Genomic DNA, 20,134 nt, shown 5'->3' on the forward strand with positions numbered 1-20,134 from the left:
GCAAAGGGCCTGCGTCGGTGGCTTGTAACCGGCGGCGCCCCCTACGTTTTTAGAGAGATCGATCCTCGTGGAGTCTTTTCCGGACGCATTGCACGAATCCCTCACGACCCAATTCATTTTCGGTCCGTTCTGTGTCGTTCCAGGCAAACGGCTGCTGACCCGCAACGGGGTGGCGGTCGAGATCGGCGGGCGGGCGCTGGATCTGTTGATCGCCTTGCTCGAGCAACCGGGACGGGTGCTGTCCAAGTACGACCTGATCGACAAGGTGTGGCCCGACAGCGTGGTGGCCGAAGGCAGCCTGCGCTTTCATATGACCGGCCTGCGGCGGATTCTCGGGGATGGCGAGGAACAGGCGCGTTACATCGCGACCCAGGTGGGCGTGGGTTATGCCTTCGTCGCGCCGCTGGAAAGAAAACAGGCCGCTGTGCAACCGGCGCCCATCGCGACCCGAACTGCCGAGGGCGTCTGCAGTCTGCCGCCCCGGGCGAAACTGATCGGCCGCGAGACCGACCTGCAACTGGTCATCGACCATATGCAGCAACCGAGGCTGTTCACCATCGTCGGCCCCGGCGGCGTCGGCAAGACCAGCCTGGCCATCGAAGTGGCGCACCGCATCGCCGCCCAGGGCTATGAGCGCGTCAGCTTCGTCGATCTGGCGCAAGTGGAAGACTGCGCGCTGGTGCCGTCGGCACTGGCCCGATCGCTGGACATCCCGGTGCAGGCGGAAGACCCGCTGTTTGTCCTGCTCGCGCATTTGCGTGAGCAGCGGCTGATGCTGGTGATCGACAACTGCGAACACCTGATCGACGCGGTGTCGACCCTCCTGGAACAGATCAGCGATACCGCGCCGGATGTTGGTGTTCTGGCGACCAGTCGCGAACCGCTGCGGGTGCGTGGCGAATACGTGCACTGGCTCAATCCGCTGGAATTTCCCCGTGAGCCGCAACACCTCTCGGTTGCGGAGTTGCTGGCATTTCCGGCCATCAAGCTGTTTGTCGAACGCGCGTCGTCGAGCAATGCCGCGCTGTTGCTGGAAGCGGGCGGAGGGCAAATGATTGCGGACATTTGCCAGCGGCTGGAGGGCATGGCGCTGCCGATCGAACTGGCGGCGATGCGGGTCGCGAGCCACGGATTGAAGGCCACCCACGCGCTGCTCGGCGAGCGCTTCTCCCTGGGCTGGTCGGGGCGCAGGACCGCCGTTCCCCGCCATCAGACCCTGCGCGCCATGCTCGACTGGAGCTATGACCTGCTGTCGCCGCAGGAGCGTCTGGCGCTGGAGCGGTTTTCGGTCTTCGTCGGGCCGTTCTCCCAGGAAGCCGCCGCTCAGGTGGTGGCCGAATCGCAACACGAGAGCGCAGCGGCGGCTGCGATTCTCGACGACCTGGTGTGCAAGGGGCTGGTCACGGTCGATCACAGCGACTCGACGGATTCGTATCGCTTGCTGGAGATGACGCGTGCCTACGCCCGGGAAAAACTGGCGGCGCGGGGAGAAGCCGAGGTCAATGCGCTGGCGTTCCGGCACGCGGCGTTTTACATGGATTTGCTCGGCCATCTGGGGACTGCGCCCGACGAAATTTTCCGTCATTCGGCGCGTCTGGCCAGCCAGTTGGGCAACGTTCGCGGTGCGCTGGAATGGAGCTTCGGGCCCCACGGCGATCCGGGACTGGCGTTGCCGCTGGCGGCCGCGAGTGCGCCGTTGTTCCTGCATTTTTCCTTGCTGGTCGAGTGCCGTACCTGGTGTTCCCGGGCGGTGGAACTGCTGGAACTGGGGTACTACGGCACGCCCACCGAAATGGAACTGCAAGCCGCACTCGGCCTGGTCCTGATGTTCACCCGTGGCAACAGTGAGGCCGCCGAAAAAGCCTTGCTCCGAGCGCAGGACATTGCCGTTGCGCTGAACGACTACGGCTCACAATTGCGGCTGCTGGGCCGCTTGCAGATTTTCTATGAGCGCATCGGTGATTTCCCTTCGTCGCTGGCCTGGGCGGAGCAGGCCGCGGCGGTCGGCAACATCCTCAACGAGCCCGCCGCCATCGCGATTGCCGCATCGCTGACCGGCATCTCCCATCATCTGCTCGGCAATCAGCGTCTGGCTCGCCAGGAACTGGAAAGTTCGTTGCGCAACAGTTTGCCGTCCCATCCCAGCAACACGATTTACTACGGCTTCGATCACCGCAATCGCACGGGGCTGGCGCTGGCGCGGTCACTCTGGCTGCAGGGCTATCCCGATCAGGCCCGGCGCTTGGCCGAGCAGATCGAGGCCGAAGCCTCGGCGCTGCAGCATCCGGTTACCTACTGCATCGCCATGGTCTGGATTCTGTGCATCTATATCTGGACCGGCGATCTTGCCAAGGCAACTGCCAGTCTCGAACGGTTCAGTGCTGTCGCCGAAACCAACGCACTGGGCCCCTACATTGCCGCCTGCCACGGGTTGCGCGCGGCGATCGCCATCCGCGCCGAGGAACCCGGCGAAGCAGTTGCCATGCTGGAGGAAAGTCTGGCGCGGTTGCGTGGCATGCGTTACGAACTGCTGACGACCTCATTCGAAATCGCACTGGCCGAAGGCCTGATGCTGGTGGGCCAACATTCAAAGGCAATGACCCTGGTCAACGGCACTATCGATTACTGCCGCCGAAGCGGTGATGCCTTCGCATTGCCGGAGTTGCTGCGCATCAAGGCCGGTATTCTCAAGGTCATCCAGGCCGATGATGTTCAGGCCATGCTGGCGGTTCTTGAGGATTCCATTGCGCTGAGTCGCGAGCAGGGCGCGTGGGCGTGGGAGTTGCGGTCATCGATGGATCTGGCCCGGTTCTGGCTGGAACAGGGGCAACCGGATCAGGCCCGGGCGTTGCTCGGTGCCTGCCGCGAGCGGGCGTCGGAAGGCTTCGACAGCCTTGATTTGCGTCGGCTGGAAAGCTTCTGGCAGAGCCTGCCTGCTACTCCGGCGTAATCAGGGCGGCCATTTTCACCAGGTCCGCCAGCGAGCGGGCCTTCATCTTGCGCATCACCTTGCCGCGATGGGCCTTGACGGTGATTTCGCTGATGTTGAGATCGGCGGCAATCAGTTTGTTCAGCCGCCCGCTGACCACAGAAGCCATGATCTCCTGCTCGCGCGGCGTCAGGGTCTTGTAGGCCGCGAGCAGTGCGCGCAGATTCTTTTCCCCCTCAAGCGCCACGCGACTGCTCTGCAGCGCATCGGCCATGGCGCTGAGGATCACCTCGTCGTTGAACGGCTTGGTCAGAAACTCCACCGCACCGGCCTTCAGGGCCCGCACCGTGCGCGGAATATCGCCGTAGCCGGTGATGAAGATGATCGGCATGTTGTGGCGCTCATCGGCCAGCGCGGTCTGCAGGTCCAGGCCGTTCAGGTCGGGCAGGTTGATGTCCAGCACCAGACAACTGGGCACCAGCGCCCGGGGCGCGTCGAGAAAATCCTGCGCGGACTCGAACAGCCGTGGCTGCCATCCGGCGAAGCGGATCATCAGCTCCAGCGACTCGCGCACGGAAATGTCGTCATCGACAACGAATACGACGGGCGTGACATCACTCATCGGTAATGCTCCACGGGAAGGGGCGATTGAGTTGTTCGCGTTCAACATGTCGATTCCTTGTTCTGTTCGGCTTCACGCTCAGTCGAGGGGCAGGGCGGCGCTCAGGGCCTTGAGCAATTGGGCTTCGCTGAACGGTTTGAACAGGCACTCCACCGCGCCACTGTTCAACAGCTTCGCCTGTTCGCTGGCGTCGCCGTGCGCGGTGATGAAAATCACCGGAATGCGATAGTCACGGCGCAGCAGCTCCCGTTGCAGATCAGGTCCCGACATGCCGGGCATGGCCACGTCGAGAATCAGGCAATGGGTCAGGTCCAGATAGGGCGATGCCAGAAACGCCTGCGCCGAGGCAAACGCCTGGACGGCGAAGCCGAACTCCTTGATCAGGTCAGGCAGTGATTCACGAACCGATTCGTCGTCATCGACCACCGATACGAGCAAATGCGTACCCATCAATCATTCTCCACGGTGCGATCGGCGAGGTCGCGGTTATCGGTTTGCGGCAAGTCCGTCGAATGCGGGATGGCAAAGGTAAACGTCGTACCCGGGCCGTCGTTGGCGCTGGCCCAGAGTTTGCCGTCGTGGCGCTCGATGATCGAGCGACTGATGGACAGACCGACCCCCATGCCCGAACTTTTGGTGGTGTAGAACGCATTGAAAATGCGTTCGATGTCCTGCGGATCGACGCCGTTGCCGCTGTCCTTCACCGCCAGGTAAACGCTCTCGTCCGAGCCCAGACCGGTGCTGACGATCAATTGCCGGGGCCGGCCGTGGATCGCACTCATGGCCTCGGCGGCATTCATGATCAGGTTAAGGATCACCTGTTGAAGCTGAACCCGATCACCTCTGACCAGCGGCAGGGACTCGGCAAATTGCGGATGCAGCACCACGCCGTTGCGTTGCAGCTCGCCCAGCAGCATGGCGATGACTTCCCGTGCCGCGTCATTCAGATTGACGTTTTCAAGGGTGATGCTTTTTTTCGAGAACAACGCCCGCAGTCGATTGATCACATCGGCCGCACGGTTGCCGTCGCGAATGGTGCGGCGCGCGGTTTCCCTGGCGCCATCGACATTCGGCGGGTCGGCGCCGAGCATGCGCAGGCAGGTGCTGGCGTTGGTGATGATGCCGGCCAGCGGTTGATTGACCTCGTGGGCAATCGACGCCGTGACCGCGCCAAGGCTGGCGACCCTGGCCAGGTGCGTCAGTTCCGAGCGCGCCTTGCTCAGGACCTCTTCGGCGAGCCGGCGCTGGGTGATGTCCTGCAGGGCGGCGATGTATTCGAAGCCGTCCGGCGCATGAGCGATCGAGTGCGCCACCAGCCGAACGTATTTCACCGTGCCGTCGGACATCAGCAGCCGATGTTCGTGTTCGAAGTCACGCCCCTTGCGGCGCTGGCGCTTGATCATTTCCCGATGGCTGGAGATGTCGTCCGGATGCACGCGGCGATAGATCGCCTCGAAGCCGGGCGGCGTGTCCGGGTCCAGTTCGAGGATGCGGTAGACCTCGTCCGACCAGGTGATCTCGTCGGTGCTCACCCGCCAGGAAAACGTACCGGTGGCGCTCAGGCGTTGGGCCTTGGCCAAAAAGACTTCCGCCCGTTTGCGGTCTTCGATGTCGGTGTTTTCGCCATACCAGCGCACGATCCGCCCCGTGTCATCACGCTGGGGCACGGCGCGGATCAGGAACCAGCGGTAAACGCCATCGAAGCGCTTCAGTCGGGCCTCGTACTCGCCAGCGCTGCCCGATTGCAGAATCCCTTGCCAATAAACCGCCAGGCCCGGCGCGTCGTCGGGGTGGATGGACGCCGTCCAGCCGTCACCGCAGGCTTGTTCGACGGACATGCCGGTGTAGTCGCACCAGCGCTGATTGACGAAGCCGACGTTGCCTTCCGGCGAGGCGCTCCAGACAAAACCGGGAACGGCGTCGATGATCCCGCGCAGACGTTCTTCCGACGCGCTGACTTCGGCCAGGGCACTGGCGATCAAGGCCTTGTCCCGCCGGCGCTCATCGATATCGACCTGCAGCACGCACCAACGGGTGATGGTGCCTTCGCTGTCTCTGATCGGCAGGCCGCGCACATGGAACCAGCGATAGACACCGTCGGCGCGGCGAATCCGGTGCTCGTTTTCATAGGGCGTGCCGGTACTGACCGAGTGCATCCAGGCAGCGATGACCGAGGGCAGGTCTTCCGGGTGCACGGTCTCGCTGGCCTGCCAGTTTTTCAGTTCATGCAGCGGGGCGCCGATGTACTCCATGATTTGCCGGTTCACCTGTTCCAGCTCACCGGACGGCGTCATGAAGGCGACCATGGCCGGGATGCTGTCGATGATCGAGTCGATCCCCGGCGCCGGCATGACCGCGTCACCCGCGCGGCCTGGACCGTCCTCGATGACGCGCTCCTGCTCGTTCGTCATACCGATTCTCATTGTGTGCAGTCACCGTTGAACAAAGATGCGCCTTCGGATGGCACTCGCCCATCATACTTTGGTGTCGCCCGTGGCGAATATCGGCCGACATTGCACACTGCGATGGGCACCACAGTGGCGCTTTTGTAAGCCACTGTATCTACGCCCACTCTAGCCATACAAGCATGCACAGCGCCGGGTTGGCGAAACCGCCGGGATACATCCGCCGCGCAGCCTTGGCCCTGGTTTCAACGTCCTTCGACGTTGAGTGAAAGCAACGTGACGTCCGCGCTCCTGCCACCCGAAAGGCAGCAGGACCGGTCGTCCCGATGACAGGGCAGAACATTATGAAAGCAGTGGTTATCCAGGCCTTTGGCGGGCCCGAAGTGTTGACGGTGCAGGACATTCAACTGGCAGAACCGGGGCCCGGACAAGTCCTGGTCAAGGTCATGGCGGCGGGTATCAATTTCATGGACACCGGTGCCCGACGCGGGCTCGGCGCTGCCTGGGAGCTGCCGCTGACGCTGGGTGCAGAAGGCGCCGGCGTCGTCCTGGCCAGTGGCCCGCAGGTGACGGAGTTCGCTGTCGGTGACCGCGTGGCCTGGCATTACGTGCCGGGCAGCTACGCCGAACAGCTGATCGCCCCGGTCAGCCAGTTGGTGCCGCTGCCGGACGATATCGACTTCGCCACCGCCGCCAGCCTGATGATGCAGGGCCTGACCGCCAGCAATCTGGTGGACAAGGTGCATACGATCCAGCCGGGCGACGTAGCCTTGGTGCATGCGGCGGCCGGGGGCGTGGGGCTGATGCTGACCCAGTTGATCAAGCTGCTGGGCGGCAAGGTCATAGGCCGGGTTTCTCATGCCGACAAGGTCGAGGCGGTGCTCGCGGCGGGGGCGGACTATGTGGTGATCGGGCGGGCGCAAAACATTGCCGCCCAGGTCATGCGCCTGACCGACGGGCAGCGGGTGAATGTGGTGTACGACGGCACGGGCGCGGAGGGGTTTGCCGACTCGCTGGAGCTGCTGGATTATTTCGGCACCCTGGCCTTGTACGGACCGTTCATGAACCCGACCCCGCCGATCGATATCTTCAGCATGCCGCGCAGCATCAAGCTGACGTATCCCTCGGTCATGCACTACGTGCGCAACCGCGAGGTGCTGCTGGAAAAATCCCGGCAACTGTTCGCATGGGTCAGTGCCGGCAAACTGAAAGCCGTGATTGGCAAGCGTTATTCACTGGATGATGCGCAACAGGCCCATCGCGATATCGAGTCGCGCAACACGACGGGCAAGCTGATCATCGTCCCTTGACGCCACGCCAGATCAGCAGGGCCGCCAACACCTGGCTACCGGCGAAAAACGTGAACAGGTGTTGTGCGGTCCATCCGGCATCCAGCAGAAACCCGGCGACCACCGGCGAAATGATCGCCCCCAGACGCCCCGTCGCCAGCACCACGCCGACGCCGGTCGTACGGACCGATGTGCAGAACGCTTGAGGGGCCAGGACATACAGAGCCGCGACTGCACCATTGAGCATCAGCCCCAGCGTGACCGCCACGAGCGTCGCCAGACCGGGGACGCGAGTGGCCGGCAGCATCAATGGCAGCAGGGCGGCGTTGAGCAGCAGAAAAGCCGATAGCAAACGTCGGCAGCCGTAACGATTGGCCGCCAGACCCAGAAGCAGGGCGCCGAGCATGCCCCCCAGCGCCAACAGCATCCCGATCCGGGCGCCTTGTTGGTCGGTAAAGCCATTGTCGACCAACAGGGCCGGCGTCCAGCTCATCACGAAGTAAAAGCAGAACATCAACAGAAAGAGTGCCAGTGCCAGCGATAGAGTCTGTTGCCATTGACCGGGCGAAAACGGCCGGCTGACGTCGTCAGGCGACAAGGGAGGAATAGGCGCGCGGTGTTCAAGTGCCAGAAATGACGGCGATTCTCGCAGCCAGAAGACACCGACCAATGCCGCCGCCAGCGTGATGCAACCCCCCGCCAGAAAGACATACCGCCAGCCCATCAAATCATTCAATACATGCGCCAGCACCCCGCCCAGGCTGGCGCCCATGGCGAAGGCGAGGGATTGCAGGGCGATGGCCAGATTGCGCCGCTGCGGGCTAGCGTGTTCGAACGTCAGCACGTTTGCCCCCACCAGCACCGCCCCCGTGCCGATACCGGTCAGCAGTCGCAAAAGCATCAACACGTGATGATCCGGGCTCCAGAACGACAGCAACATGCTCAGGCCGCTGAGCAGCAGGCCAGCGAGCAATAAAGGCCTGCGCCCGAAGCGGTCGGCCCTGGGCGCGGCCAGCAGCGAACCGAGCGCCATCCCGACCAGGCTTGCGCTCAACAACAGGCCCAGTTGCGCGCCGCTCAACGCCCATTCGGCCGCAACCCGGCTGGCGGTGAAGGCCATGGCCATCACGTCGAGTCCGTCAATCACGTTGAACAGCATGCACAGCCCGATCACCCACCACGGCGAAGTGGTCGATGGCGTACTGCTCAGGCGTTCGAGCGCTGTTTCCCCACGCATCCGCAATCCTTGTTCAGGTCTGTCATTCAATTGGGCCGTTTCCCCGCCGCATTCTGCCCGTTAACCGCTGCTGAATTCGAGCGCGATTTTGTGCGCCAGGCCTGCGCGTCATACCAAGGTATCGACCGACACCATCGTGTAATCGCCCCGGTGCCAACGCAGTGGTCTGATCCGATTGGCGATGCCTTTCGAATAATGACTACAAGGAGATCCATCATGGTTGCGGTTTCGTCCGGTCTTACCTGGCGCCATTGCCTGGCGTCATCCATCAGGGGCGGCGTGCTCGGCCTTGCCGTACTCGCGGGCAGTAGCGGCGTCTGGGCCGCGGATCCGTCGCAAACCATCCGCCCGTACACCATCCATGTGGACGAAGCGAAGTTGAGCGATCTGCGCAAACGCATCGCCGACACTCGCTGGCCGGACAAGGAAACGGTCGGCGACGTGTCCCAGGGAGTGCAACTGGCGCAGGTCCAGGCGTTGGTGAAGTATTGGGGCGACGGTTATGACTGGCGCAAGGCCGAAGCGAGGCTCAACGCCCTGCCGGAGTTCGTGACCACCATCGACGGCGTCGACATCCAGTTCATCCATGTGCGTTCGCGCAACCCCAATGCGATGCCATTGATCCTCACCCACGGCTGGCCGGGTTCGCAGTTCGAATTCCTCAAGACCATCGGCCCGCTGACCGATCCCGTGGCCTATGGCGGCAAGGTCGAGGACTCGTTCGATGTGGTGATCCCGTCGATTCCCGGCCATGGTTTCTCCGGCAAACCGACCGAGCTCGGCTGGGGCCCTGACCGGGTGGCGAAGGCCTGGGATGTGTTGATGAAACGTCTGGGCTACAGCCATTACGTGTCCCAGGGCGGCGATCACGGCTCGGTGATTTCCGATGCGCTGGGTCGCCTGGCACCGCCCGGTTTGTTGGGCATCCACCTGAACATGCCGGCCACCGTGCCGCCGGAACTGGTCAAGCCGATCAACAGCGGCGACCCGGCCCCGGCGGGGCTGACCGCGCCGGAGGTGACGGCTTTCAACTCGCTCAGCCAGTTCTTCGGTCGCAACGCCGCTTATGGCGCAATGATGGTGACCCGGCCGCAGACCATCGGTTATCTGCTGGCCGACTCGCCCGCCGGCACGGCCGCGTGGATGTATGAAAAATTCGCCGCGTGGACCGACAGCGACGGTCAGCCCGAGAAGGTCCTGAGCCGCGATGAAATGCTCGACGACATCAGCCTGTACTGGCTGACCGACAGCGGGGCGTCGTCCTCCCGTTTCTACTGGGAGAACAACAACAATAACTTCAGCGCCGCCGCGCAGAAGACTGCCGACATCAAGGTGCCGGTGGCGATCACCGTGTTCCCCCACGAAATCTACCGGGCGCCGAAAGTCTGGTCGCAGCGCGCCTATCCGTCGCTGGCCTACTTCAGTGAAGTCAGCAAGGGCGGTCACTTCGCGGCATGGGAGCAACCGCAACTGTTCAGCGAAGAACTGCGCGAAGCCTTCCGGCCACTGCGCGCCGCCGCGCAGAAAACCGCTGCGCAGGCAGCCCGCTAGCCCTGCAATCCGCAAGCCCTTCAATCCAAAGCCCGGAACCGCCGCCCGGCGGTTCACGAGGGAGACCCGGCATGACTGACTCTAACGCTGTAACCCCATCCCGGCGCGTGCTCGCCGGTTCGATCCTGGCGCTTGCGCTGGGCATCGCTTCGGCATACGCCAGCGCCGCCGAAGTGCCCGCCGGCAAGATTGACGCCATTACCGCCGGCACGAATGTTTCGTTCGGCGCGCTGAAACACGTCAAGGCCGGACTGCTGGACGTGTCCTACGCCGAAGTCGGTCCGGCCGACGGTCCGGTGGTCATCCTGCTGCACGGCTGGCCCTACGACATTCACAGCTACACCGACGTCGCCCCGGCGCTGGCGCAGAAGGGCTATCGGGTGCTGATCCCCTACGCGCGCGGTTATGGCGACACGCGTTTCCTGTCCGCCAAAACCGTGCGCAACGGCCAGCCGGCGGCGCTGGCCAAAGACCTGATCGACTTCATGGACGCCCTGAAGATCAAACAGGCCGTGCTTGGCGGCTATGACTGGGGCGCGCGCACCGCCGACATCGTTGCAGCGCTCTGGCCCGAGCGGGTGAAAGCGCTGGTGGCGGTGAGCGGTTACCTGATCGGCAGCCAGGAGGCGGGCAAGACGCCGCTGCCGCCGGCGGCGGAGTTGCAGTGGTGGTATCAGTTCTACTTTGCGACCGAGCGTGGCCGTCTGGGCTATGAAAAGAACACCCACGACTTCGCCAAACTGATCTGGCAGCTGGCCTCGCCGAAGTGGACCTTCGACGACGCGACTTACGAGCGCAGCGCCGCCGCGTTGCAGAATCCGGATCACGTCGCGGTGTCGATCTTCAACTACCGCTGGCGCCTGGGGCTGATCAAAGGGGAAGCGCAATACGATTCGCTGGAGAAAAAACTCGCGGCATTCCCCTCGATCAGCGTGCCGACCATCACTCTGGAGGGCGACGCCAATGGTGCGCCGCACCCACCGGCCGAGGCCTACGCCAAACGCTTTACCGGCAAGTACGAGTACCGGCTGATCAGCGGCGGCATCGGCCACAACCTGCCGCAGGAAGCGCCGCAAGCGTTCGCTCAGGCGGTGATCGATGCCGATCATCTCTGATTGCCGGCCGAAGGGGATCCGACCATGAAATTCAACCATTGGGCCGTGTTGCCAGCGGCCATTGCGCTCGCGGCACTGGCGGCCACCGGTATCGCGTTGGGCGAGGCCGATGACGGCGACGCCTCGCCGATCTACGGCGTGAAGCTGCCGAAAAACTATCGGCAGTGGGCGCTGATTGCCCCGGCCCAGGAAGCCGCGCCGCTGGATGAACTGCGCGCGGTGTTGGGCAATGACCGGGCGATCAAGGCTTACCAGAGCAAGACGCTGCCGTTTCCCGACGGCACGGTGCTGGTGAAGCTGGCGTGGAAACACGTGCAGTCGCCGGAGTTCGAGCCGGCCTCGATTCCGGGAGCGGCCACCACCGTTCAGGTGATGGTCAAGGACTCGCGCAAATACGCCTCGACCGGTGGCTGGGGATTCGGCCGTTTCATCAACGGCAAACCCGCCGACGAAGCCCAGCACCAGACCTGCTTTGCCTGCCATCAGGCGCGGGTGCAGAACCACGATTTTGTCTTCACTCGATACGCTCCCTGAATCCGTCATACGAGGAACATCCCGATGAAAAAAACACTGATTGCACTGAGCATCGCTGCGGGCCTGTGCCTGGGCGCCAATGCCTTCGCCCAAACCGCCAAACCCACGGTGGTGCTGGTGCACGGCGCATTTGCCGACGCGTCGAGCTGGAACGGCGTGGCGAAGATTCTCGAGAAGGATGGCTACACGGTGATCGCCGCCGCCAATCCGCTGCGCGGCGTCAAGAGCGATGGCGCAGCGGTATCGGCGTTGCTCAGCAGCATCCAGTCGCCGGTGGTGCTGGTCGGTCACTCCTATGGCGGCAACGTCATCAGTGATGCGGCCAACGATCATGCCAATGTCAAAGCGCTGGTCTACGTCAGCGCCTTTGCCCCCGAGGCCGGTGAAACCGTTGCCGGGCTGGCCGGCAAGTTTCCCGGCAGCACCCTCGGACCAACGCTTGCGCCACCGGTTGCGCTGGCCGACGGCGGCAAGGACCTGTACATCCAGCAGAGCAAGTTCCACGATCAATTCGCCGCCGACGTCCCGGCTGCACAAGCGGCGCTGATGGCGGCTACTCAACGTCCGGTCACCGAAGCGGCGCTGAACGAGCAGGCCGGAACGCCGGCCTGGAAGCACATTCCGTCGTGGTACATCTACGGCGACAAGGACAAGAACATCCCGCCCCAGGCGATGGCGTTCATGGCCAAGCGTGCAGATGCCAGGGCGGTTGAGGTGGTCAAGGGCGCGTCGCACGTGGTGATGGTGTCGAATCCGGCACCGGTGGCCCGGCTGATTGAAAAAGCCGCGGCGGCCAACTGAAACCCTGCGACGTGCCGAGGCGCGTCGCAGGTCTGTCACCCCCCGCTCAGGCAACGGACACCTGCGGCGAAGTTGCCGGTGCCAGTCTGAGCAGGGGGGTGATGCCGAGCATCAACAGCAGTACCGCGAACAGCAAGGTGTACGCCGGGCCATAGTGTCCGGTGTATTCGCGCAGGGCACCGAACAGCAGCGGCCCGAGCGCGGCGATCAGGTAACCGATGAACAACATGAACACCGTCCACAATCCGGCCTGTTCGCTGGTGCGGGCGTGATCCAGCGGCAAGGTCATGGCCACGGTAAAGCCCATGCCCAGCCCGATGGCCGCGAGCACCACATACAGCATCGGCCAGTACGCCGGCAGGAACGCCATGCCGCCCACCCCGAGCAGGGCCAGCAACGCCGACAGCCCAAGCAAACCGCGCCGGTCGTGGGCCTTGCCCGGAATCAGGCCCGCACCCACGCTGGCCACGGCGAACACTGCAGTAAAAATGCCCAGCAGGACGCCCGGGGAAACACTGGATGTGGCCGCTTCCACCGACGCTGGTGCCATCCAGGCGAAGAGGGCGTAGACCACGAATTGCCCGGCCCCGAAATTCAACGCGATCAGCCACGCCTGCGGATTGCGCCAGGGCAGGCGTTTGCTCGGGCTCGATGGCGATTTCACGGTGGGCGCCGGTGTCGCAAAACGGCGTGCCATCCACACCCAACTGGCGATGGCGGTGAGGCACAGCACGCTCCAGACTCCGGCGCTGACTCGCCAGTCTTGCGCCAGCTCGGCAATCGGTGCGCTGAGCACCGCCGCGAGGGTCGCGCCCAGACTCAAGCCGCCGGCATAGATGCCCATGAACAGCGCCGGGCGTTGCGCAAAGTGAGTCTTGATCCACGCGCCGGTCATCGCGCCGGCAACCGCGATGCCGATGCTGGCAAAGAACGTACTGCCGAGCAGGAAGAATGCATTCGGCGAGATTGCCCGCAACAAGGTCGAGGCACCCAACAACGTCAGGGCGACAACCACGCTGCGATCGATCCCGAAGCGTCTGGCCAGGCTCGGAACCACCAGCGCGAAAACGCCCATGCAGATGTCGGGAATCGAAGTCAGCAGCGCGGCCTGGGTGTAGCTCAACTGAAAGTGCTGCTGGATCAACAGCAGAATCGGCCCCACCGAAATGATCGGCGGCCGCAGGGCGATGGACAGGATCAGCAGGCCGATCACCGCCGTGACGCTCTGCTGGTGGCCGGAGAGATTGCGGGTGATTGCCATGGGAAAGGCCTCATTGATGAACAATGAGCGCAAGGCTAACAATGGGCCGGCCATGGCAAATGCCAGGGTTTGTCGCCAAAGTGACAATCGCCGCTTTAACACGATCAAGGTCTGTTTTCAGGAGACTCCAGCGATGAAACAGGAGGTGCGCAAGATCATCGCCCAGCGTGATTCCGCGCCGCGCAGCGAACGTTATCCCGATTATCAGGACGTGCCGCGAGTGATGACCGTGCTGGTCCGCGATCAGGCCACCGGCGAATACAACGAGCCGCACGTGCATCGGCACGGGCAGTTGCTGTATGCCTCGAACGGCGTGATGCGGGTAGCCACCGAGCGCGGTTTGTGGATCCTGCCGCCGAAGCGCGCGCTGTGGATTCCGCCCGGAATGATCCACGACCAGTTGATGCTCAGCGCGGTCAAGATGCGCTCGATCTACATCGAGCCGCAGGTCTGCGCAGGGCTGGGCCATCACTGCAAAGTACTGGAGATCCCCGGACTGCTGCGCGAGTTGATTCTGGCCCTGGCCGAGCAGCCGATCGAATACCCGCAGGAAGGCCGCAACGCGCACATCGTGGCATTGATACTCAGTGAGTTGCAGGCGGCGCGGACGTTGCCGATCGAAGTGCCATGGCCGGTCGACCGGCGACTGGTCACGGTGTGCGAGGCGATTCTGCAAGACCCCGGACAAGACCATTCGATCGGCTATTGGGCAGACCGGGTCGGTGCCAGTTCGCGCACGCTGATACGTCTGTTCGTCAATGAAACCGGCCTGAATTTCCGCCACTGGCTGCAGCAGGTGCGGCTGGCGACCGCCATCGACCGGCTCGACAAGGGGCAATCCGTCGGGGTGATTGCCCGGGATCTGGGCTACGCCAGCCAGAGTGCCTTCAGTGCCATGTTCAGACGGGTGATGGGCGAATCGCCCCGTGAATTTCTCGTCCGCGATTAGCGCGTTCCGGCGATTCCGATACCTTCGTATTCTGTCGTCGAAGGGAGGCGGGTGGTATCAATGACACTGCTGTTGCAGGTGCACTGAACACCCAGCCTCGTTCCGCGAGGAACCTTCGAAGAGTGAGAATCCTGATGCTTTTATACCTATCGACCTGGTCCGAAATCGCCCAATTCCTCGAACGCAGCCGCACCATCGTCATCCCGATCGGTTCCAACGAACAGCACGGGCCGACCGGCCTGCTGGGCACCGACTGGATGTGCCCGGAAATCATCGCCCATGAAGCGCAGAAAAACGCCGACATCCTGATTGCCCCGACCTTCAACATCGGCATGGCGCAACATCACCTCGGCTTCCCCGGCACCATCTCGCTCAGGCCCTCGACGTTCATCGCCGCCATCGCCGACTGGACCCGTTCGCTGGCCGCCCACGGCTTTGAAAAGATCTTTTTCCTCAATGGCCACGGCGGCAACATCGCGTCAATCGAAGCGGCGTTTTCGGAGCTGTACGCCGAAGCGAGTTTCGCCCGACGCAAGGCCGGGTTCGCCCTGAAGCTGTGCAACTGGTGGGACCTGGAAGGGGTGAACGAGCTGGCGCGCGAGCAGTTCCCGACCGGCCACGGCATTCATGCCACGCCTTCGGAAATCGCCGTGACCCAATGGGCCTACCCCGATTCCATCAAGTCGGCCGACTACTCGCCGCAGATCGCCAATTGGGGGCCGATCCGGGAAGCGGCGGATTTCCGTGCCCGTCATCCGGACGGCCGCATGGGCTCGGACCCGGCCCAGGCTTCGCCGGAAAAGGGTCGGCAACTGGTGGAAATGGCCGCTCGTGGTCTGGTGCAGGAGGTGCAAGCCTTCAGCCGCGAATCACTACCTGACTGAGCCGTCGCCCTGACCAACGCCCGGATGTTCCGGGCGTTGCTGTTTCAACCCTTGGGAAAATCGCCATGTGGACTATCAAGCACAGCTACATCGATGGTGCGTTCGTGCCCGTTCAGGGCCGCGAAACGATCGAATGCATCAACCCGGCGACGGAGTCCGTCATCGGAACGGTCACCCTGGCCAATCGCGACGATGCCAGGCAAGCCATCGCCGCCGCCCAGCGTGCGCAAGTCACGATGGGCCGCACCTCGAAAGCCGAGCGCATCGACATGCTCAAGCGCCTGCAGGCGGCGGTGCTGGAGAGCACCGAGGAGATACGCGACACCGCCATCGAGGAATACGGCGCACCGTTGGCCCGTGCGCAATGGGTCAGCCAGTACGCCTCGCAATCCTTCGCCAACGCGGCGCAGATTCTCGAAAACTACGAGCTGGTGCGGCCTGTGGGTCGTGCAAGCGTCGTGATGGAACCGGTTGGGGTATCGGCATTGTTCGCGCCCTGGAACAGCACCGCCGGTACGGTGTGCAGCAAACTGGCGGCGGCGATTGCCGGCGGCTGCGCCTCGGTCATCAAGCCGAGCGAACTCAGCCCGTTACAGACCCAGGTGCTCGCGCTCGCCTTGCACCGTGCGGAACTGCCAAACGGGGTGATCAATATTGTCTCGGGCCGTGGCGGCGAAGTGGGCGACGAGATCAGCACCAGCCCGCACATCGCGAAGATTTCGTTCACCGGTTCCACCGCCACCGGAAAACTCATTGCCCGCGCGGGTATCGAGACCATGAAGCGGTTGAGCCTGTCGCTCACCGGCAAGTCGGCGTCCATCGTGCTCGACGACGCGGATCTCGAAGCGGCCATCCCCATGGCCCTGAATGCCGCCTTCATGAATAACGGTCAGGCCTGTGTCGCCGGCACGCGGCTGTTGGTGCCGCGCGCGTTCTTGCCGCAGGTGATCGAGCGGGTAAGAGCCTTGGTCGACGCCATAGTGGTCGGTAATCCCCATGATCCGGCGACCGCCATCGGCCCGTTGTTCAACCAGGCGCAGTTTGATCGCGTGCAGGGTTTTATCCGGCGCGGGCTGGAGCAGGGCGCGCGATTGATCGTCGGCGGGGAGGGCCGGCCTGTCGGGCTGAGCCAGGGCTATTTCGTCAAGCCCACGGTGTTTGCCGACGTCAGCAATGACATGGACATTGCCCGGGAAGAGATCTTCGGCCCGGTGCTGTCGATCATCGCCTATGACGATGAAGAACACGCCATCCGCATCGCCAATGCCAGCGTCTACGGTTTGCAGGCGTATGTGTTCACCCGCGAGGCGGGACGGGGCCGACGCATCGCTGCGCGCCTGGAGGCCGGTTCGGTGTTGATCAACCGGATCGCACCGGAGCTGCTGGCACCGTTTGGCGGGGTCAAGCAGTCGGGGATCGGCAGGGAATTCGGGGTGTCGGGGCTGGAAGCGTTTCTTGAGGCGAAAAGCATCGTCGAGGACTGACCACGGCAGCAGGGCAAACAGGATCAATCCTGCTTGCCCTGCTTACGTCATTGCGGATCAGCCCAGTGCTTCGATGGCCTGTGCAACACCCGCACCGTACGCCGGATCAGCCTGGGTGCAGTTATCGATGTGGCGTTGCCGGGTCTGGGCGCTGGCGCCATGGATCGAGCGCGCGGTGTTCTCGAACAAAACCTGTTGCTGGGCGGGCGACATGGCCCGGAACAGCGTGCCAGGTTGCGAGAAGTAGTCGTCGTCCTCGCGGTGGTTCCAGTGCCCGGCGCTGCCTTTCAGGGCCAGCGGTGGTTCGCTGAAATCCGGTTGCTCGGCCCACTCGCCATAGCTGTTGGGCTCGTAGCCGATTGTGCTGCCCGCATTCGCATCGGTGCGCATCTGGCCGTCCCGGTGATAGCTGTTGACCGGGCAGCGCGGCGCGTTCACCGGAATCTGGTGATGATTGACGCCAACGCGATAGCGCTGGGCATCGCCATAGGAGAACAGCCGGGCCTGGAGCATTTTGTCCGGTGAGAAGCTGATGCCGGGCACCACGTTGGCCGGGTTGAAGGCCGCCTGTTCGACGTCGGCGAAGTAGTTGTCCGGGTTGCGGTTGAGTTCGAGCACGCCGACTTCGATCAGCGGGTAATCCGCGTGAGGCCAGACTTTGGTCAGGTCGAACGGATTGATCGGGTAGGTCTCGGCGTCCAGCTCCGGCATCACTTGTACGTAGAGCTTCCATTGCGGGAAGTGGCCTTCTTCGATGGCGTTGTACAGGTCGCGCTGGGCGCTTTCGCGGTCATCGCCGATCAGTGTCGCGGCTTGTTGATCGGTCAGGTTCTCGATGCCTTGTTGGGTTTTCCAGGTGAACTTCACCCAGAAACGTTCGTTCGCCGGGCTGATGAAACTGAAGGTGTGGCTGCCGAAACCGTGCATGTGGCGGTAGGTGCGCGGCAGGCCACGATCGCTCATGACAATCGTGACCTGATGCAGCGCTTCCGGCAGTAACGTCCAGAAATCCCAGTTGTTGCGGGCGCTGCGCATATTGGTGCGCGGGTCGCGTTTGACCGCATGGTTGAGGTCGGGGAATTTCAACGGGTCGCGCAGAAAGAACACCGGCGTGTTGTTGCCCACCAGATCCCAGTTGCCTTGTTCGGTGTAGAACTTGATGGCGAATCCACGGATATCGCGCTCGGCATCTGCCGCGCCACGCTCACCGGCCACGGTCGAGAAGCGGACGAACACATCGGTGGTCTTGCCCACGCTGGAAAACAGTCTGGCCTTGGTGAAATGGCTGATGTCGTGGGTGACGGTGAAGGTGCCAAACGCACCGGAACCCTTGGCGTGCATGCGCCGCTCCGGAATGACCTCCCGATCGAAGTGCGCCAGTTTTTCCAGCAACCATACGTCCTGCAACAGCATCGGGCCTCTGGGGCCGGCGGTCTGTACGTTGTTGTTATCAACCACGGGCGCGCCCGCGGCAGTCGTCAGCTTGTTCATGCGCAACTCCTGGCTTTTGTCGGTTTCCCGCCATCACATCAAAAGCCCCGGGCGCGATCTATTGCACCATGGTGTCGCCGGATAGTACGAAGGTGTGGTTGGAAGACGGTGCGTTCTGGTGTCGGCGGGGGACAGATCAGGCGAGGGTGATGCTGACCTTGATGTTGTTGCGCGTGGCCTTGGAGTAGGGGCAGTTCTGGTGTGCCGCGTCGATCAGTTGCTGCGCCACTTGCGGTTCGATCTCCGGCAGTGACACCGCCAGTTTCGCTTGCAGGAAGAACCCGTGCTCGCCGTGGACCAGGTCGATTTGAGCATCCACCCCGGCCATGGCCGGAAAAACGATCTTGCGCGCATTGCAGGCGTGGCGCAGCGAGCCGAGGAAACAGGCTGACCAGCACACGGCGAACAATTGCTCGGGGTTGGTTCCGGAGCCGGGCGCACCCGGGGGCGACAGCTTGAGATCCAGTCGGCCATCGTCACTGCGTCCTGTGCCCTCGCGGCCGCCTGTGGTGCAGGTATGCGCGGAGTAGAGGGTTTTTTCGATATCGATCATGGGCATTCCCTGAAAAGCATTTCACAGCGTGGAGGGCGGTTCATGTGGCCCGCGTGGGTTCATGACATTCGCGTGCAGATGCACCCGCCAGCCCGTCGGCCGTGGGCACGACTTCAGCGCCGCGATGGCCAAGATTGTCGAGCAGGGTCGAGCGGGCGATCTCGATCAGCCAGGCGCGAAACGGAAAGCTCGGGTCATGGGCGGCCTGTTCCTGATAGAGCGCCCTGAAGGCTTGCTGAACGAGGCTGCCGGTGTCTTCGCGACGGATCCGCCCGGCCTGCACCTGACCTTCGTAGAAGGCGATAAGCAACGGTGTCACCGTCGCGAACAGCTGTTGCGCCTCACCCCGGCCATGCCGGACGGCGCCCGCGACCAAGGCATACAATTCGTCGTTGCCGAGCCGGTCTGACTCGCACAGGCAAGTGTGGCGATAACCTTCAGCCATGGTCGAATCCCTCGCAAAACCATCGTTCGACTGAGCGCGGCTGCCGGAAAGATTTGCGGGTGGGCCGGCGTTCAGCGGTGAGGTTCAAGCCTGCCTTCACAGCCGAATGACTGCCAGTTATGCGTTGTTAGCGCTTGTTAGCGCCCGTCTGTTGCAGTGCTTGAAAGGGTGGTTTTTCCGCTGGCCGATCAAGGCTCTGCGCGGGTTTTTCATGCCCTTTGCCTGTAAGAAATGGCGGGGCGGTGTACGAGCATTTTTGACATCCCTGTCTCTTTGCCACCGTCACAATGACGTAGGAAACAGCTGATATTTATTTCACCGAATTCCTACATTTTGTTTGCCTCCCTAACAAAAAACGTGGTTATTATCCGCCGGCGCTTCGGGTCACAAACCCGGCGCCAGAAGATTGCCGTGTGTCTACAGACCCGGCAGTCGCAGCCGATCGGGACCACCCTGGCGCTGTCATCCCCGCGCAGGTTGTTCCTCGTCGTTGACCCTCAAATGGAAGTCGAGGTTTCAATTGGTCACGCGGTTTGCAATCGTCGATGCAATGAACGGGGCGACGTCTGTCGCCAACGATCCGG

General features: G+C 63.0%; 17 protein-coding genes. 9 read left to right on the forward strand and 8 right to left on the reverse strand.

The window, feature by feature from the left end:
- The first annotated feature begins 67 nt into the window (after positions 1-67).
- Positions 68-2,950: a winged helix-turn-helix domain-containing protein gene (locus tag CAG25_RS26565; RefSeq protein WP_085610206.1), complete on the forward strand. Its 2,883-nt coding sequence runs from the start codon at positions 68-70 to the stop codon at positions 2,948-2,950.
- On the opposite strand, the gene CAG25_RS26570 is transcribed toward CAG25_RS26565, so the two are convergent.
- The 3 genes from CAG25_RS26570 to CAG25_RS26580 all read right to left on the reverse strand — a co-directional run bounded on the left by CAG25_RS26570 (position 2,937) and on the right by CAG25_RS26580 (position 5,962).
- Positions 2,937-3,551 carry a response regulator transcription factor gene (locus CAG25_RS26570; RefSeq protein ID WP_085610207.1) on the reverse strand — a complete coding sequence of 205 codons (615 nt, stop codon included), beginning with the start codon at positions 3,549-3,551 and terminating at the stop codon, positions 2,937-2,939. The two genes, CAG25_RS26565 and CAG25_RS26570, sit on opposite strands and share 14 nt — an antisense overlap.
- A 78-nt stretch (positions 3,552-3,629) precedes the next feature.
- Entirely contained in the window at positions 3,630-4,001 is a 372-nt protein-coding gene (locus tag CAG25_RS26575) for a response regulator (RefSeq protein WP_039771030.1), read from the reverse strand.
- The gene (locus tag CAG25_RS26580) at positions 4,001-5,962 is read right to left on the reverse strand and encodes a PAS domain-containing sensor histidine kinase (protein ID WP_256575428.1); all 1,962 of its coding nucleotides are present in this window, start codon (positions 5,960-5,962) and stop codon (positions 4,001-4,003) included. The genes CAG25_RS26575 and CAG25_RS26580 overlap by 1 nt, the downstream gene beginning before the upstream one ends.
- Positions 5,963-6,300: 338 nt before the next feature.
- Between CAG25_RS26580 and CAG25_RS26585 the strand changes: the two genes are divergently transcribed.
- A complete protein-coding gene (locus CAG25_RS26585; protein ID WP_178076434.1) occupies positions 6,301-7,266 on the forward strand; it encodes a quinone oxidoreductase in 966 nt (321 codons plus the stop codon).
- On the opposite strand, the gene CAG25_RS26590 is transcribed toward CAG25_RS26585, so the two are convergent.
- Positions 7,253-8,482 carry an MFS transporter gene (locus CAG25_RS26590; RefSeq protein ID WP_085610210.1) on the reverse strand — a complete coding sequence of 410 codons (1,230 nt, stop codon included), beginning with the start codon at positions 8,480-8,482 and terminating at the stop codon, positions 7,253-7,255. The genes CAG25_RS26585 and CAG25_RS26590 overlap by 14 nt on opposite strands.
- 216 nt (positions 8,483-8,698) lie before the next feature.
- On the opposite strand from CAG25_RS26590, the gene CAG25_RS26595 reads away from it, so the two are divergent.
- From CAG25_RS26595 to CAG25_RS26610, 4 genes are all read left to right on the forward strand, one after another.
- A complete protein-coding gene (locus CAG25_RS26595; RefSeq protein WP_085610211.1) occupies positions 8,699-10,033 on the forward strand; it encodes an epoxide hydrolase family protein in 1,335 nt (444 codons plus the stop codon).
- A gap of 71 nt (positions 10,034-10,104) precedes the next feature.
- On the forward strand, positions 10,105-11,148 hold the full coding sequence (locus CAG25_RS26600) for an alpha/beta fold hydrolase (protein WP_085610212.1): 1,044 nt from the start codon (positions 10,105-10,107) through the stop codon (positions 11,146-11,148).
- 24 nt (positions 11,149-11,172) lie between these two features.
- Positions 11,173-11,682 carry a cytochrome P460 family protein gene (locus CAG25_RS26605; RefSeq protein WP_085610666.1) on the forward strand — a complete coding sequence of 170 codons (510 nt, stop codon included), beginning with the start codon at positions 11,173-11,175 and terminating at the stop codon, positions 11,680-11,682.
- Positions 11,683-11,706: 24 nt separating this feature from the next.
- A complete protein-coding gene (locus CAG25_RS26610; RefSeq protein WP_064595637.1) occupies positions 11,707-12,483 on the forward strand; it encodes an alpha/beta fold hydrolase in 777 nt (258 codons plus the stop codon).
- Between the two features lie 46 nt (positions 12,484-12,529).
- On the opposite strand, the gene CAG25_RS26615 is transcribed toward CAG25_RS26610, so the two are convergent.
- Positions 12,530-13,744 (reverse strand): CynX/NimT family MFS transporter, encoded by a 1,215-nt coding sequence (locus CAG25_RS26615; protein WP_085610213.1) that lies wholly within the window; start codon positions 13,742-13,744, stop codon positions 12,530-12,532.
- Positions 13,745-13,877: 133 nt separating this feature from the next.
- Between CAG25_RS26615 and CAG25_RS26620 the strand changes: the two genes are divergently transcribed.
- The 3 genes from CAG25_RS26620 to CAG25_RS26630 all read left to right on the forward strand — a co-directional run bounded on the left by CAG25_RS26620 (position 13,878) and on the right by CAG25_RS26630 (position 17,061).
- Positions 13,878-14,693, forward strand: a complete 816-nt coding sequence (locus CAG25_RS26620) for a helix-turn-helix transcriptional regulator (RefSeq protein ID WP_064595641.1) — start codon at positions 13,878-13,880, stop codon at positions 14,691-14,693.
- Positions 14,694-14,827: 134 nt separating this feature from the next.
- Complete coding sequence (locus CAG25_RS26625; protein WP_064595644.1) at positions 14,828-15,577, forward strand: creatininase family protein; 750 nt, start codon at positions 14,828-14,830, stop codon at positions 15,575-15,577.
- A 65-nt stretch (positions 15,578-15,642) separates the two neighbouring features.
- Entirely contained in the window at positions 15,643-17,061 is a 1,419-nt protein-coding gene (locus tag CAG25_RS26630) for an aldehyde dehydrogenase family protein (protein WP_085610214.1), read from the forward strand.
- 57 nt (positions 17,062-17,118) lie between these two features.
- On the opposite strand, the gene CAG25_RS26635 is transcribed toward CAG25_RS26630, so the two are convergent.
- The 3 genes from CAG25_RS26635 to CAG25_RS26645 form a co-directional block, all read right to left on the reverse strand.
- A complete protein-coding gene (locus CAG25_RS26635; protein ID WP_085610215.1) occupies positions 17,119-18,552 on the reverse strand; it encodes a catalase in 1,434 nt (477 codons plus the stop codon).
- Between the two features lie 136 nt (positions 18,553-18,688).
- Positions 18,689-19,105 carry an organic hydroperoxide resistance protein gene (locus CAG25_RS26640; RefSeq protein ID WP_085610216.1) on the reverse strand — a complete coding sequence of 139 codons (417 nt, stop codon included), beginning with the start codon at positions 19,103-19,105 and terminating at the stop codon, positions 18,689-18,691.
- A gap of 40 nt (positions 19,106-19,145) precedes the next feature.
- Positions 19,146-19,550, reverse strand: a complete 405-nt coding sequence (locus CAG25_RS26645; protein WP_085610217.1) for a hypothetical protein — start codon at positions 19,548-19,550, stop codon at positions 19,146-19,148.
- Positions 19,551-20,134 lie beyond the last annotated feature (584 nt).

The sequence above is a fragment of the Pseudomonas sp. B16(2017) genome (genome assembly GCF_002113205.1).
GTDB classification, from domain to species: Bacteria; Pseudomonadota; Gammaproteobacteria; order Pseudomonadales; family Pseudomonadaceae; genus Aquipseudomonas; species Aquipseudomonas pharyngis.

What these genes read in the sequence shown, in the direction of transcription:
- CAG25_RS26590 (WP_085610210.1), bottom strand. Translation starts at nt 8,482, where the DNA reads ATGCGTGGGGAAACAGCGCTCGAACGCCTGAGCAGTACGCCATCGACC.
- CAG25_RS26620 (WP_064595641.1), top strand. Translation starts at nt 13,878, where the DNA reads ATGAAACAGGAGGTGCGCAAGATCATCGCCCAGCGTGATTCCGCGCCG.
- CAG25_RS26615 (WP_085610213.1), bottom strand. Translation starts at nt 13,744, where the DNA reads ATGGCAATCACCCGCAATCTCTCCGGCCACCAGCAGAGCGTCACGGCG.
- CAG25_RS26630 (WP_085610214.1), top strand. Translation starts at nt 15,643, where the DNA reads ATGTGGACTATCAAGCACAGCTACATCGATGGTGCGTTCGTGCCCGTT.
- CAG25_RS26635 (WP_085610215.1), bottom strand. Translation starts at nt 18,552, where the DNA reads ATGAACAAGCTGACGACTGCCGCGGGCGCGCCCGTGGTTGATAACAAC.
- CAG25_RS26595 (WP_085610211.1), top strand. Translation starts at nt 8,699, where the DNA reads ATGGTTGCGGTTTCGTCCGGTCTTACCTGGCGCCATTGCCTGGCGTCA.
- CAG25_RS26600 (WP_085610212.1), top strand. Translation starts at nt 10,105, where the DNA reads ATGACTGACTCTAACGCTGTAACCCCATCCCGGCGCGTGCTCGCCGGT.
- CAG25_RS26645 (WP_085610217.1), bottom strand. Translation starts at nt 19,550, where the DNA reads ATGGCTGAAGGTTATCGCCACACTTGCCTGTGCGAGTCAGACCGGCTC.
- CAG25_RS26580 (WP_256575428.1), bottom strand. Translation starts at nt 5,962, where the DNA reads ATGACGAACGAGCAGGAGCGCGTCATCGAGGACGGTCCAGGCCGCGCG.
- CAG25_RS26570 (WP_085610207.1), bottom strand. Translation starts at nt 3,551, where the DNA reads ATGAGTGATGTCACGCCCGTCGTATTCGTTGTCGATGACGACATTTCC.
- CAG25_RS26640 (WP_085610216.1), bottom strand. Translation starts at nt 19,105, where the DNA reads ATGATCGATATCGAAAAAACCCTCTACTCCGCGCATACCTGCACCACA.
- CAG25_RS26575 (WP_039771030.1), bottom strand. Translation starts at nt 4,001, where the DNA reads ATGGGTACGCATTTGCTCGTATCGGTGGTCGATGACGACGAATCGGTT.
- CAG25_RS26625 (WP_064595644.1), top strand. Translation starts at nt 14,828, where the DNA reads ATGCTTTTATACCTATCGACCTGGTCCGAAATCGCCCAATTCCTCGAA.
- CAG25_RS26585 (WP_178076434.1), top strand. Translation starts at nt 6,301, where the DNA reads ATGAAAGCAGTGGTTATCCAGGCCTTTGGCGGGCCCGAAGTGTTGACG.
- CAG25_RS26605 (WP_085610666.1), top strand. Translation starts at nt 11,173, where the DNA reads ATGAAATTCAACCATTGGGCCGTGTTGCCAGCGGCCATTGCGCTCGCG.
- CAG25_RS26610 (WP_064595637.1), top strand. Translation starts at nt 11,707, where the DNA reads ATGAAAAAAACACTGATTGCACTGAGCATCGCTGCGGGCCTGTGCCTG.